This window comes from Streptomyces sp. S.PNR 29 (genome assembly GCF_030386795.1).
Taxonomy (GTDB): domain Bacteria; phylum Actinomycetota; class Actinomycetes; order Streptomycetales; family Streptomycetaceae; genus Streptomyces.
Genome location: NZ_JANUQM010000011.1, coordinates 279,014 through 293,077 on the forward strand (window position 1 = coordinate 279,014; position 14,064 = coordinate 293,077).

General features: G+C 69.6%; 10 protein-coding genes. 9 read left to right on the forward strand and 1 reads right to left on the reverse strand.

Annotated features, from left to right (window positions below):
- Positions 1-19: 19 nt before the first annotated feature.
- The 6 genes from NW895_RS28385 (at position 20) to NW895_RS28410 (ending at position 9,031) form a co-directional block, all read left to right on the forward strand.
- Positions 20-1,066 carry an amidohydrolase family protein gene (locus NW895_RS28385; RefSeq protein WP_289939065.1) on the forward strand — a complete coding sequence of 349 codons (1,047 nt, stop codon included), beginning with the start codon at positions 20-22 and terminating at the stop codon, positions 1,064-1,066.
- Positions 1,067-1,092: 26 nt separating this feature from the next.
- Positions 1,093-2,031 carry a VOC family protein gene (locus NW895_RS28390; RefSeq protein WP_289939066.1) on the forward strand — a complete coding sequence of 313 codons (939 nt, stop codon included), beginning with the start codon at positions 1,093-1,095 and terminating at the stop codon, positions 2,029-2,031.
- Between the two features lie 107 nt (positions 2,032-2,138).
- The gene (locus tag NW895_RS28395) at positions 2,139-3,110 is read left to right on the forward strand and encodes a fumarylacetoacetate hydrolase family protein (protein WP_289939067.1); all 972 of its coding nucleotides are present in this window, start codon (positions 2,139-2,141) and stop codon (positions 3,108-3,110) included.
- Positions 3,107-3,874, forward strand: a complete 768-nt coding sequence (locus NW895_RS28400; protein ID WP_289939068.1) for an SDR family oxidoreductase — start codon at positions 3,107-3,109, stop codon at positions 3,872-3,874. The genes NW895_RS28395 and NW895_RS28400 overlap by 4 nt, the downstream gene beginning before the upstream one ends.
- A 914-nt stretch (positions 3,875-4,788) precedes the next feature.
- Entirely contained in the window at positions 4,789-7,122 is a 2,334-nt protein-coding gene (locus NW895_RS28405) for a ricin-type beta-trefoil lectin domain protein (protein WP_289939146.1), read from the forward strand.
- A 313-nt stretch (positions 7,123-7,435) separates the two neighbouring features.
- On the forward strand, positions 7,436-9,031 hold the full coding sequence (locus tag NW895_RS28410) for an RICIN domain-containing protein (RefSeq protein ID WP_289939069.1): 1,596 nt from the start codon (positions 7,436-7,438) through the stop codon (positions 9,029-9,031).
- Between the two features lie 215 nt (positions 9,032-9,246).
- Here NW895_RS28410 and NW895_RS28415 read toward each other — a convergent pair whose 3' ends face one another.
- Positions 9,247-10,416, reverse strand: a complete 1,170-nt coding sequence (locus tag NW895_RS28415; protein WP_289939070.1) for a cytochrome P450 — start codon at positions 10,414-10,416, stop codon at positions 9,247-9,249.
- Positions 10,417-11,011: 595 nt separating this feature from the next.
- On the opposite strand from NW895_RS28415, the gene NW895_RS28420 reads away from it, so the two are divergent.
- The 3 genes from NW895_RS28420 to NW895_RS28430 all read left to right on the forward strand — a co-directional run bounded on the left by NW895_RS28420 (position 11,012) and on the right by NW895_RS28430 (position 13,878).
- Positions 11,012-12,493, forward strand: coding sequence for an aldehyde dehydrogenase family protein (locus NW895_RS28420; RefSeq protein WP_289939071.1), 1,482 nt, complete (start codon positions 11,012-11,014; stop codon positions 12,491-12,493).
- 102 nt (positions 12,494-12,595) lie between these two features.
- Entirely contained in the window at positions 12,596-12,781 is a 186-nt protein-coding gene (locus tag NW895_RS28425; protein WP_354670113.1) for a ferredoxin, read from the forward strand.
- A complete protein-coding gene (locus NW895_RS28430; RefSeq protein WP_289939075.1) occupies positions 12,778-13,878 on the forward strand; it encodes an FAD-dependent oxidoreductase in 1,101 nt (366 codons plus the stop codon). Before NW895_RS28425 ends, NW895_RS28430 begins: the two co-directional genes overlap by 4 nt.
- Positions 13,879-14,064 lie beyond the last annotated feature (186 nt).

Consider the following 14,064-nt stretch of genomic DNA (forward strand, 5'->3'; position numbering starts at 1 on the left):
CCCGCCCCCGGCTACCGCTGTGAGCCGCCCCCAGCCCGACCACCGCCCCTCGCCGAGCGGTGACGTGCGCACTTCGCCGACTGTCGACGTACACGCGCACGTCCTGATCCCGGAGGTCGAGGCCCTGGTGGCCGGCCTGCCGGGCCTGGCGAAGGCCAAAGCCCTCGACGCCCGCCGCAACGGGCCCGCGGCCCTGGCCGTCAGCGGCCCCATGGTCGCCGAGCGCATCCCGAGGCTGACGGACGTCGCCGTACGACTGGCCGCGATGGACGCGCAGGGCGTGGACGTCCAGCTGGTCAGCCCGTCCCCCTCGCACTACCACTACTGGGCGGACGAGGAGACCGCGGAGAAGGTGTACCGGCTCGCGAGCGAGGCGACGGCCGCCCACTGCGCCCAGGCGCCCGGCCGGCTGCACGGTCTGGGCCTCGTCCCCCTGCAGCACCCGGAATCGGCGGTGCGCGCGCTCGAATTCGCCGTGGATCTGGGCCTGTTGGGTGTCGAAATCTCCTCGCACGCGCCGGGCCGGGAGCTGTCGGATCCGGCGTACGAACCCTTCTGGACCCGGGCCGAGGAGACGGGCGCGATCCTCTTCCTGCACCCCTTCGGCTGCACGCTCGACGAGCGCCTCGACCAGTGGTACCTGTCCAACACCGTCGGCCAGCCCACCGAGAACGCCGTCGCGCTCTCGCACCTGATCTTCTCCGGGGTGCTGGACCGGCACCCGGAGCTGAAGGTGATCGCCGCGCACGGCGGCGGCTATCTGCCCACGCACATCGGCCGCTCCGACCACGCCTGGTCGACCCGCTCCGACGCGGGCGCCGGCTGCGCCCACCCGCCCAGCAGCTACCTCAAACGCTTGTACTTCGACTCGCTGGTCCACGACCCGCAGGTACTGCGGGCGTTGGTCGGCGCGGTCGGCCCGGACCGTGTGCTGCTCGGCTCCGATTTTCCCTTCGACATGGGCACCGAGGACCCCGTCGGCGCACTACGCGCCGCACGCCTGCCCGACGACGACTTCCATGCCGTGCGCGGTGGCAACGCGACCACGCTGCTGCGCCTGAACTGACCCCCACACAGGAGGAAATCCGCACCATGAGCGCACGCTTGCTCACCCATCTGCGACACGTCGACCTCGCCGTGCCCGACTACGACAAGCAGCTCGACTTCTACGCCGGCGTCTGGGGCCTGACCAAGGTCGCCGAGGACTCCGGCATCTCCTTCCTCGCCGCCGAGGGCAGCCCCGAGCAGTACGTCGTACGGCTGCGCAAGGCCGACGAGAAGCGCCTCGATCTTGTCTCGTACGGCGCAGCGAGCGCGGCGGACGTGGACACCCTCGCCGAACAACTCCTCGCGGGAGGTGTGCAGTTGATCTCCCAGCCGGGCAAGATCGACACACCCGGTGGCGGCTACGGCTTCCGCTTCTTCGACGTCGACGGCCGCACCGTCGAAGTCTCCGCCGACGTGGACGTACGGCAGCACCGCAAGATCGAGGAGAAGGAGGCCATCCCGGTCAAGCTGTCGCACGTCGTGCTGAACTCACCGGACCTCGACAGGACCCGCGCGTGGTACGAGACCCACCTCGGCTTCCGCCACTCCGACACGCTCAGCTCGCCGTACGTCGGTGACGTCATGCACTTCATGCGCATCAGCAACCAGCATCACTCCATGGCCATCGCCAAGGGCCCGCACACCTCCCTGCACCACGTCTCCTTCGAGATGCGCGGCCTGGACGAGTACATGCGCGGCTCGGGGCGGGTGATGCGGGCCGGGTTCAAGAAGGTCTGGGGCCCGGGACGGCACATGGCGGGCGACAACACCTTCACGTACTTCCTGGACCCGCACGGCAACACCGTCGAGTACACGACGGAACTGGAGCTGCTGGACGAGGACACCTGGCACCCCCACGTCTACGACTTCTCCCAGCCCGAGGTCACCGACCAGTGGGGCACCGCGAACCCGATGAACGAGCTGGTCGCCAAGGAGTCCTTCAACGACGTCGACCGCGGCTGCTTCGTCGCCCCGCCGGTCTGACCCCCCTCGAACCCCGGGGACGCGGTGGCCCTGTCACCGCCCTGACGCCCCTTGCCGCGTCCCCGGCCTCGACCGCTGTCCAAGATCGCCGGAGCCGGGAGCCGTGCATGCGTTTCGCCACCTATGAACACCGACACCAGCGCCGGGTCGCCGTCGTGGAGGAGGACGGCACCCTCCACCCTGTTCTCGGCACGCGCTCGCTCACGGAGCTGATCCGCTGCGGCGACGGACTCGACGCGCTCCTGCGCGCCGGCGCCGCCGCGCTCGACGTCCCGCCGGGCCCTCACGTGTCCGAGGTGCGGCTGCTGCCACCGCTTCAGCCGCCCACCGTGCGGGACTTCGTCACCTTCGAGGAACACGTCGAAGGCGTACGGCGGTCCGTGGACGGCGTCGGCGGGGTGCCCGAAGCCTGGTACGACGCCCCGACGTTCTACTTCACCAACCCGTACGCCGTCATCGGCGCCCACGACGACGTCCCGGTGCCGCCGGGCAGCGACGTCCTCGACTTCGAGCTGGAGGTCGCCGCCGTCATCGGCCGGGAGGGGCGGGACCTCACGCCAGAACAGGCACGGGACCACATCATCGGCTACACGGTCTTCAACGACTGGTCGGCCCGCGACCTCCAGTCCCGCGAGATGCAGGTCCGCCTCGGCCCCTGCAAGGGCAAGGACACGGCCACTACCCTCGGCCCGTACCTGGTCACCGCCGACGAGCTGGAGCCGTACCGCGACAGCGACGGCTTCCTGCGCCTCGCCCTGACCGCCGAGGTCAACGGCGAGGTCGTCGGCACGGACCTGCTGTCCAACATGAGCTGGACCTTCGAGGAGATGGTCGCCTACGCCTCCCGCGGCACCGTCGTCCGCCCCGGCGACCTGCTCGGCTCCGGCACCTGCGGCAACGGCGGCTGCCTCGCCGAGCTGTGGGGCGTCCGGGGCGAGCAGTCCCCGCCGCCACTGAAGCCGGGTGACACCGTCACCCTCACCGTGGAGGGCATCGGCACCGTCTCCAACACCGTGGTCCCAGGCAGGAACCCGGACCCGCTGCCGACCGCCCGCCGCCGCAGCCGGGAGCGGCCGTGAACGATCCGCACCCCAAGAGGCTCCTCGGCAAGGTCGTCGTCGTCACCGGCGCCGCGCGCGGCCAGGGCGCCGCCGAGGCCGAGGCCCTGACCCGCGAAGGCGCCCGCGTCATCGCCACCGACGTGACCGAGGCCCCCGGCTGCCGCCGCCTCGACGTCACCGACGAGGAGCACTGGGCGGAGCTGGCCGCCGAAGTGAGGGAGTCGTACGGCCAGGTGCACGGCCTCGTCAACAACGCGGGCATCACCTGGCGTGCCCGCCTCGGCGAAGTCAGCCCCGACGACTTCGCCCGCGTCCACGCCGTCAACGTCACCGGCCCGCTGCTGGGCATCCAGCACCTGACGCCGCTGATGCCGCCCGGTTCGTCCATCGTCAACGTCGGCTCCACCGCCGCGCTCAGCGGCCACTACCCGGTCGCCTACACGACCAGCAAATGGGCGCTGCGCGGCCTGTCGAAGACCGCCGCCACGGAGCTCGGCCCGCGCGGCATCCGCGTCAACACCATCCACCCCGGTTTCATCGAGACCGAGATGACCGCCTCCGCCGCCCCCGCCTTCCGCGAGGCGAACATCCGCGAGACCCCGCTCGGCCGCACCGGCACGGTGGACGAGATCACCCCGCTCGTGGTCTTCCTCCTGTCCGACGAGTCCTCCTTCATCACCGGCGCCGAGATCCCGGTCGACGGCGGACTCACCGCGCACGGAGGCGTCAAGTCCATTTCGGACGCTCTGAGTTCGACTGCTGTGGGCCCGGCGGCGAACTGAAGAAGGCTGGTGGGCAAAGCGGTCGGTCCTGGCGCCGGCACGAATTGCGGTCAGAACGCGCGGAGGCGCTGCGCTTCGCGGCCGCGGGTATGACCGCAGTCGACGGCGACCTGCGATACGAGCAGGCGCCTGCGACGTTTGCGGCGGCCCATGGATTCCCTGCGCCGGCGAGTGCCCGGCGACCCACGTCGCCGGGCCGCACACGGTGTGCGGTCGCGGCGCAACATGCCCGTGAGGCCCACAGCCTTCCTGACCGGTTCGCTCACCGCCCGGGGACCGCACTTCCCCGAGCTTTCAGGTGCACTCCCCAGGCACCCGACGGTGTTCTCGCGTGGAGGCGCACCGCGACGGTTCGGTCGCCGTGGCCTCCGCGCCCGGCGAAACCCGCGAATTCCTGGGCCGATCGCATGTCCGGGAGCACGGCTCCTTCACACCGGCCGCCCTCCTCCAGGTCCCGCGCGGGGACCGACACGGCCTCGATGCTGCGTCCCCTGACTCCCTCCCTCGGATTGTGAACCGATCGGGGCTCTCATCCGTGCTCATGATAGATCGGATGTCTTGTTCGGTTCATGGAGTGGGAGGAGGGCTTCTGTCCGGCGGTCTCGCGTGGGCGGCCACACGGAGCGGCTCGGCCTCCACCTGCTCTGTCAGAAGCGTTGACGCCGAACAGAATCGCCCATACCTTCGGCGCCCGAGCTCTGACGTTGTCTGGAGGCCGGACGAGCCATCCGCGTCGAACCCGCGGTTCTCACAGTTCAGATGGTCGGTTGCGCCGAAGCTCATCGCTCATCCACTGACCTTCTCTCTTCAACGAAATCGGTCATGACCAAACAACCCCAGGAGAACGGATGCTGATCCACGGACACCCGCCCACCGGGCGCGACCTACGCCGCCGCCTGCCGCGGACGCTCGCCATGGTGTGCGCGCTCGTCATCGCAATGATCGGATCCATGCTCACCGCCGCCCCGGCCCAGGCCGCGACGGCGATCACCCTCGACGGCACCTCGGGCGGACGTACCTTCGACGGCATCGGCGCCATCAGCGGTGGCGGGGGAAACAGCAGACTGCTGATCGACTACCCGGAGCCGCAGCGCAGCCAGATCCTGGACTACCTCTTCAAGCCGAACTACGGCGCCAATCTGCAGATCCTCAAGACGGAGATCGGCGGCGACACCAACTCGACCAGCGGCGCCGAGCCGAGCATCGAGCACACCAGGGGCACGATCAACTGCAATGCCGGGTATGAGTTCTGGCTGATGGAGCAGGCGGTCGCCCGCAACCCCGACATCAAGCTGGCCGGCCTCGCCTGGGGTGCGCCGGGCTGGATCGGCGGCGGCAACTTCTGGACCGCCGACATGATCGACTACCTGATCTCCTGGCTGGGCTGCGCCAAGTCGCACGGCCTGAACATCAGCTACCTGGGCGGCTGGAACGAGCGCGGCTACAACATCGGCTGGTACAAGAACCTGCGCTCGGCCCTCAACTCGAACGGCTACTCCTCGGTCAAGATCGTGGGCTCGGACGACCACAGCTGGGACATCGCCAACGACGTACTCGCGGACCCCACGTTCGCCTCCGCCGTGGACATCATCGGCGCCCACTACCCGTGCGGCTGGCTCACCGCCCAGACCTCCTGCCCGAGCTCCGCAAACGCCAAGGCAACCGGCAAGCAGCTGTGGGCCAGTGAGAACGGCTCGCACGACTACAACAGCGGCGCCGCACCCATGGCCCGCGCGAACAACCGGGACTACATCGACGGCAGGATGACCGCGACCATCAACTGGCCGCTCATCGGCGCCATGACGCCCAACCTGCCCTACGCGACGACGGGCCTGATGGTCGCCAACCAGCCCTGGTCCGGCTGGTACTCCACGGGCCAGAGCCTGTGGGTCACCGCTCAGACCACCCAGTTCACCTCGCCGGGCTGGAAGTACCTCGACAGCTCCACCGGCTACATCGGCGGCAGCGCCTCCAACGGCAGCTACGTGACCCTCAAGTCCACCAACAACCGCGACTACAGCACCATCATCGAGACCACCCAGGCCTCCGCGGCGCAGACGCTCGACTTCACGGTGACCGGCGGCCTGTCCACCGGGACCGTCCACGTCTGGTCGACCAACGTCAACTCCACCGACTCCTCGACCGCCATGGTGCGCCGCAGCGACATCACCCCCTCCGGGGGCGCCTACTCGCTCACCGTCCAGCCGGGGTACGTCTACACCATCACCACCACGACAGGACAGGGCAAGGGCACCGCCGCCAGCCCGGCGAAGGGCTCCCTGGCACTGCCGTACGCCGACTCCTACGACAGCTACCCGACCGGCACCCAGGCGAAGTACGTCCAGGACCAGCAGGGCGCCTACGAGGTCGTCGGCTGCGGGGGCGGACGCTCCGGAAAGTGCGTCCGCCAGATGTCGGCCCAGGCGCCGATCACCTGGGCGCCCCTGTCACACCCTTACGCACTCTTCGGTGACCTGGGCTGGAAGGACTACCAGGTCTCCAGCGACGTGCTGCTGGAGAGCGCGGGCTTCACCGAGCTGATCGGCCGCGCCACCTGGCAGCACTCCTTCGGTCCGGAGGGCCTGAACGGCTACTACCTGAGGGTCAGCAACACCGGTGCCTGGTCCATCCTGCGCAACGACACCGACAACAACTTCGTGACGCTGGCCGGCGGTACGGTCGCCGCGCTGGGCACCAACTCCTGGCACAACCTGAGGCTGGGCTTCTACGGCAACAGGATCACCGCCTGGATCGACGGCGTGAAGGTCGGGGCGGTCAACGACAACACCTACACCGAGGGGCAGGCCGGCTACGGCAACAGCCAGGGACAGACGGGCCAGTTCGACAACCTGTCGATCGGGTCGACCACGAAGGTCGTCGGCGTCGGGTCCGGCCGCTGCATGGATGTGCCGGGCTACAACGAGACCAACGGCACCCTGATGCAGCTGTGGGACTGCCACGCCGGTGACAACCAGCAGTGGACCTTGACCTCGGCCAAGGAGCTGCGGATCTTCGGCGACAAGTGCCTGGACGCGAAGGACCACGGCACCTACAACGGCACACCCGTGGAGATCTGGTCCTGCAACGGCGGCGGCAACCAGCAGTGGACCGTCAACGCGAACGGCACCGTGGTGGGCGTCGAGTCCGGGCTCTGTCTCGATGCCGTCGAGGGGCGCACCGCGAACGGCACCGGGATCCAACTCTGGTCGTGCCACGGCGATACCAACCAGCGGTGGACGCGGAGCTGATCCGAGCCACGCACCGGCTGCTGCCGTGACCGCGGCGCAGGCGCCTTGCGGGCAGGCCGCCTTCGGCCGGCCCCGAGGCCCGAAGCCCACCCCGGTGACGCGGCAGTACCACATCTGGCAGTACCGAGGTTCCGCCCGAGCCGGCCCTTCCGGCGGCTCGGGCGGTTCCCCCGGCGTGCCGACTCCTCCGGCGACGCGGAGCCGAACGGCTCCGGACGGGGGCGTCGGCTTCACCGTCACCCGCGTGACCGATGAGGAGAAGCACGCTATGCAAGCAGGGCTGATGAGAAGGTCTCGGAACAGGACGGCTGCCATGGGAGCCGCGGCTCTCGCCGTCCTGGGGCTCTCGCTCGTCCCGGCCGACGCGGCCACCGCCGCCACCGGACCGCAGGACGGCCATGTGTACGCGCTGACCGCGGCGCACAGCGGCAAGAACGCACAGGTCCAGTCGGCTTCGCCGGCCGACGCGGCGAAGGTGGTGCAGAACACTCCCTCCGGCGGCCCGAGCCAGCTGTGGCAGGCCGTCGCAGGCGGAGACGGTTCGTTCTCGCTGGTGAACATCAACAGCGGCAAGTGCATGGACGTGAACGGTGCGTCCACCGCGGCGGAAGCACCGGTCATTCAGTGGCCGTGTACCGGCAACGCCAATCAGCGCTGGAGGTTCAGCGGCTCCGCGATCGTCTCCGTCAACAGCGGAATGTGCCTCGACGTCCCCGGCAACTCCACGGCCGACGCCACGGCGCTCATCCAGTGGCCGTGCACAGGCAACCCCAACCAGCAGTGGAGCCTCACCGAACGTCCTCGGGTCGTGGCCTTCGGCCCCAGCATGACCGCCGGCGGTGAAACCTTCTCCGAGCAGACCCTGCGGATGGTCGTCCACACCAGCGTCGCCGGTTCCGGGGTGCGGATCCGGCTGTCCAACCTGCGCAGCACCACGCCGCTGTCCGTCGGCGCCGTCGACGTGGCCGTGCGCTCCGGCGGCGCCGCAGCGGTACCCGGCACCCACCGCACCGTGACCTTCGGCAGATCCGGCAACCCGACCATCCCCGCCGGGGCGGAACTCACCAGCGACGTCATCCCGATGACGGTCACCGCGGGGCAGGACCTCCTGGTGAGCGTGTACCTTCGGGGCAACACCGGCGCCTCCACCTTCCACCGTGACGCCTACCAGACCTCCTACCGGTCCGCGGCCGGCTCCGGCGACCATGCCGGTGAGGACGCCGCCACCAACTTCACCACCACCATGTGGAGCTGGCACTACCTGTCGGGCGTGGACGTCGTGCCGGCCGCCGTGACCACCGGAACCGTGGTGGCCTTCGGCGACTCCATCACCGACGGCGCCAGCACCACCTTCGACGCCAACCGGCGCTGGCCGGACCGCCTGGCCGCCCGGCTGCAGGCGGAGAGCGGCGGCCAGCGGTTCGCTGTCGCCAACGCGGGCATCGGCGGCAACATGGTGCGCGCCGACGCCGGCTGGGCTCCCCAGGGCCTGGCCGGCAGGGTCCGGTTCGCGCACGACGCCCTCGGTCAGCCCGGAGTACGCAGCGTGATCTTCATGGAGGGCATCAACGACATCAACAACAACCCCTCCCTCACCGTCGACCAGCTGATCGCCGGGTACCAGGACATCATCGCGCAGGCACACGCCGCCGGCGTGAGGATCATCGGCGGCACCATGCTGCCCTACTCCTCGCAGAGCAGTGCACAGGCCGGCATCCGGACAACGGTGAACAACTGGATCCGCACCAGTGGCGCGTTCGACGCGGTCGTCGACTTCGACGCCGTCATCCGGGACCCGAACAACCACGCCCGGATGCTTCCGGCTTACGACAGCGGCGACCATCTGCACCCCAACGACGCCGGAATGGCGGCCATGGCGAACGCCATCGATCTTTCCATGCTGCGCTAGGCGCGAGCGAGCCTCAGATCGCGCGCTTCGCCCACCGGGCTCGTCAGGCGGGGTCGGTGACGACGGTGGCCGGAATCCGGCTGATGGATTCCGGCCCACCGGGTCGTGGCGGGCTCCTTGGGGAGAGCCGGCCAGTGGGTGCAGCACTTCCAAGTGGACGGGCCCAGGAGCCCGGCGGCGATGAGCCCCGGAGGGGATGCGTTCCCGTGGCTCGCTCAGGTGACGATCCGGCAGGGCAACTTGCTGAGCCCGTGCAGGGTGTTGTTCACGATGAACTCGGGCTTGCCGATCTCGAACCGGCGCACCCGTGCCAGCAGTGCCGTGAGGAGGGCGTGCGCCTCCAGCTTGGCCAGGTTCTGGCCGACACAGGCGTGGATGCCGACGCCGAAGGTCAGGTGATCGGAAGGCTTCCGCGTGATGTCGAAGCGCTCCGGGTCATCCCACTTGCGTTCGTCGCGGTTGGCGGAGGCGAACATGACGGCGACACGATCGCCCGCGGGAATGGTGACGCCGTCGCACTCCCAGTCCCTGGTGGTCACCCTGCTGAAAACGGTGACCGGAGACGCGATGCGCAGAACCTCGAGGTAGGCGGCGGGCACCAGGGACGGGTCGGCGCGCAGCGCGTCCCACTGGTCAGGGTGTTCGGCGAACAGCCGGACGGCGGCCGCCAAGGAGAGGATCGTGGTGTCCATGCCCGTGACGAGGAACGCCATCATGAGGGTGATCGCGGCGGCCTCGTCGATCTCGCCCGAGTCGACCGCCTCCCAGACGCGGGCGCCGAGACCGCCTTCGGCAAGCCGGTCCTTGGCGGCGGTGGTGGTGACGTAGTCCATCAGAGCCTGCTGCTGTCGTATCGCGGCAGGCGTGCGCTCCCCGAAGGGACCCAGACCCTCGAAGGTGGAGGCGCCGAACTCAAGGATCCGGTCGCGGCCTTCCTCGGGAAGACCGATGAGATCGGCGACGAACCTCGGAGTGAATACCTCCGCCAGGTCGGACACCGCGTCGAACTCCGCACCGGCCGCCAAGCGGTCGACGATCTCTTCCGCCGCGGCGGTCACCGAGGGACCGAGGTCCCGCAGCGCCCGGGGCATCAGCATGCGGGAGAGGATGCCGCGCAGGGTGGTGTGGTGGGGCGGGTCGGATGCCAGCACACCGCCGGCCATGAGCTCGTTCATCCCGTCCGCGAAGCCCACTCCGGACGCGGAGCTGAACGTCTCGTGATCACGCAACGCGGCACTGACCTGCTCGTAGCGCGGCAACGCCCACGCGTCGAACCGGCTGAGCCGGACCACCGGTCCCGCATCCCGTAGGCGCGCATACACCGGATAGGGATCGAGAAGTGTGTCCGTGGCGAAAAGGTCGACGTCGCTCGAGGGCAGGGTCATTGAGGGCATCATTGGCTCCAAGGTTGACGGCCGCCGGGTCAGCCGGCGCGTCTGTCACGGTGCGCATCCGCTGTGAGTGAACCGGTAGTTCCCACGGGCGTGGCGGCACGACGACGCCGGCCGATTCGCCCATGACGTTCGCTGTTCCATCGATCCTGCCCATGGGCACGGGCCGGGGTCCAACACTGAATCGCGCACGTAATGATCGAAGAATTCGATGTCGAGTCGCGGCGATCAACGTCATCTTCGATGGCTGCGTGTCGGCATCCGTGTTGGACTTCGTGGCCCGCTGAGCAGCATCATCAGCGAGGGACAGCAACAACGGACAGCCGACGCGCAGGATCCGAAGAGAACGGCATGCCCCTCACGGGCGAGGGGCATCGACCGCTCCGGCGGCCCGCGTCCCGGCCGTTTCCCGCCATCCACGACCCAGGATCCGCGGAGCCCGGAACCTCCTCGCAGATGACGTCGGCCCAAGCACCTGGACCGGTCCTGCAGGGCCGGCTGTCTCCCGTGCGTGCGGAGACCGATCCGGTGGACCGACGAGTTTCCCTCGTACCCACGCAGCAACCGTCCCGGCAAAGGAGCCGCCCAGATGGTCATCACCCGTGAACTGCTGATCGACGGCAAAGAGAAGGGTGCGCACTCCGGGCGCACCACGCCCGTCATCAACCCCTCCACCGGACAGATGTACGCCACCGTGGCCGCGGTCGGCGTCGAGGACGTCAGCAGCGCCGTCGACGCCGCCCAAGCCGCGTTCGAGGACTGGGCGAGGCTGGACCCGTTCACCCGCCGGGCGATCTTCGTCAAGGCCGCCGACCTGATGGAGGAGCGGCGCGAGCACATCGTGGACGTGATGGTCGGTGAGGTGGGCGCGACCCGGTTGTGGGCCTCGTTCAACGTGACACTGGCCGCCGCGATGCTACGCGAGGCGGCCGCTCTGATCACCGCCCCCCGGGGCGAGGTGCTCACCACGCAGCACGACGGTGCCCTCAGCCTCGCGGTGCGCGAACCTTTGGGCGTGGTGGCCGCGTTCTCCCCGTGGAACGCTCCCGTCATTCTCGGGACCCGGGCGGTGGCCGCTGCCCTTGCCGCCGGTAACACGGTCGTGTTGAAGCCGAGCGAAGTGGCTCCTCTGTCCGCCGGGCTCCTGATCGGGGACCTGCTGCGTGATGCCGGACTGCCCGACGGGGTCCTCAACGTGATCACGAACGACCCCGCCGACGCTCCGGAAATCGCCGAAGCCCTCATCGCCGATCCGAGGGTACGCGCGGTGAACTTCACCGGCTCGACGCATGTCGGGCGGATCATCGGCGAGCAGGCCGCTCGCCATCTCAAGCCCGCGCTCCTCGAACTGGGCGGCAAGAACGCGGTCATCGTCCTGGACGACGCCGACGTCGACTATGCGGTCGACGCCGCCGCCTTCGCGGCGTTCATGAACTCCGGACAGATCTGCATGTCCGCCGACCGGATCCTGGTGCACGAGTCGCTCGCCGAGGAGTTCATCGCCAAGTTCACGGCCAAAGTCGCCGCACTGCCGTCCGGCGATCCCACCGACCCGGCTACGGTGATCGGCCCGCTGGTCAACACGGACCCCGACCAGCGATGCGGACTCTTCGCAGCACAGCGGATCGCCGCCCTGGTCGAGGACGCGGTCGCCAAGGGCGCCACCGTACTCGTCGGCGGCGAGATCGAAGGTGCCTCTCACCCGGCGACCGTCCTCAGCGCGGTCCCCGCTCACGCCGACCTGCACGGCGCGGAGACGTTCGGGCCGGTCTGCGTCGTCGACACCTTCGCCACCGATGACGAGGCCGTCGCGATGGCCAACGACACCGACCAGGGTCTGACCGCCGGCATCATCACCGAGAACGGCACGCACGGCCTCCGGGTGGCCCGCAGGCTTCGTACCGGCATCGTCCACATCAACGACCAGTCCGTCGCCGACGACCCTCAAGCGCCGTTCGGTGGTGTCAAGTCCTCCGGCTACGGCCGTTTCGGAGGCCGCTGGGGCATCGAGGCCTTCAGCAACACCCGCTGGATCACCCTGGCCACCCAGCACGCCTCCTACCCCTTCTGAAGGGCTCCGGCGACGCGCCGGCCCGCCGCGCCGGCACCTGAACAATGTGATCCGCGGGCTGGACAGCCTGCCGGTCACCGTTACTACGGGAAAGGCTTGACCGTGAGCATCGAACTCGTTCCTGACCGTTGTGAGGGGCACGCTGTCTGCGAGGCCATTGCACCGGAGGTGTTCCGGGTGGACGACGACGGAATGGTGCAACTGGTCCCCGGCGCCGACCACGACGACGCAACCGCCCTCGCGGCGGTGCGTTCCTGCCCGGTCGCGGCCCTGCGGTCGACGTCATGAAGCGGATCGTCGTCGTGGGTGGCTCGATCGCGGCGGTGACCGCCGCGAGCTGGCTGCGCGTGCGGGGCTTCGACGGGACGGTCACGCTCCTGAGCGCGGAGACGGAGCAGCCCTACACCAGGGTTCCCCTGTCCAAGACCGTGCTGTCCGGCGAGGCAACGGACGCCTCCACCGCACTGCCGCCCCTCGACGACAGCGTCGTACTGCGGCGCGGCGCCAGGGCTGTCTCGCTGGACACCGGGGCACGCCGGGTGATCCTCGAGAGTGGCGAGCCGGTGCCCTACGACGGTCTGGTGATCGCCACCGGGGGGCGGGCCCGGCGGCTCAGCCCTCCTGGGATGTCGGGAGACCGGGTGCTGCGCACGCTCGCGGACTGCGCGGCGCTGCGCGAGGACCTGAGGCGCGCTCGCAGCGTCCTGGTCGTCGGAGCGGGGCTGCTGGGCATGGAGATCGCATCGACGTGCCGCACCCTCGGCCTGCAGGTCACGGTGGTCGACCGGGATCCGCCGCTGCGCCGGGTGCTCGGACCGGTGCTCGCCGAGGTGATCGCGAGTGCCGCGCGTGAGCACGGAGTGGTGCTCAGGACGGTGCCCGCCGGAGTACGGCCGGTCGGATCCCACACACTGGAGGGCGTCGACGCCGACGGTGACGTTCTCACCGCCGACGTGATCGTGTCGGCGGTGGGGGACGTACCCGCCGTCGACTGGCTCACCGGTTCCGGCCTGACACTCGACGGCGGTGTGGTCACGGACTCCCGCGGCCGCGTCGCGGACGGCATCGTCGCGGCGGGGGACGCGGCGGTGGTCCGGGGAACGTGCCGCCGTCCGCACTGGACCAACGCGGTGGAGCAGGCGCGGGTGGCGGCGGCCACACTGCTGGGGGAGGACGTGGCCGGGGCGGCTCTTCCCTCGTACTTCTGGACCAACCAGTTCGGCGTCGAGGTGAAGGTCGCCGGGGAACCGGCCGGACTCGGTGAACCGGATCTGGTCGACGTCGACGACAGCTCGATGCTTCTGCGCTGGTCGGCCGGCGCGGCGGCGACCGTGAACCACACGATGCCGGTCCGCAAGCTCCGGCAGCTCGCCTCCGTCGCGTGACGGGTCGTGCACGTGCGGGCAGGGGATAGGGTCCTGCGCCACCAGTGTGCCGACGTGTGCGCCGCCGGCGACGCCCCTTTTACCGGCGCACCCGCGACCTGGCGGAGTAGCTGAGCCGAGCGATGCAGCAGATCCACTCCTGGCGGGTGGACATTGGCCCGCGCTGTCCACACTGCTGGGGCGGTC

Excerpts from the sequence above, each read along its gene's own strand:
- NW895_RS28390 (WP_289939066.1), top strand. The coding sequence starts at position 1,093 with ATGAGCGCACGCTTGCTCACCCATCTGCGACACGTCGACCTCGCCGTG.
- NW895_RS28395 (WP_289939067.1), top strand. The coding sequence starts at position 2,139 with ATGCGTTTCGCCACCTATGAACACCGACACCAGCGCCGGGTCGCCGTC.
- NW895_RS28405 (WP_289939146.1), top strand. The coding sequence starts at position 4,789 with ATGGTGTGCGCGCTCGTCATCGCAATGATCGGATCCATGCTCACCGCC.
- NW895_RS28410 (WP_289939069.1), top strand. The coding sequence starts at position 7,436 with ATGGGAGCCGCGGCTCTCGCCGTCCTGGGGCTCTCGCTCGTCCCGGCC.
- NW895_RS28415 (WP_289939070.1), bottom strand. The coding sequence starts at position 10,416 with ATGACCCTGCCCTCGAGCGACGTCGACCTTTTCGCCACGGACACACTT.
- NW895_RS28420 (WP_289939071.1), top strand. The coding sequence starts at position 11,012 with ATGGTCATCACCCGTGAACTGCTGATCGACGGCAAAGAGAAGGGTGCG.
- NW895_RS28430 (WP_289939075.1), top strand. The coding sequence starts at position 12,778 with ATGAAGCGGATCGTCGTCGTGGGTGGCTCGATCGCGGCGGTGACCGCC.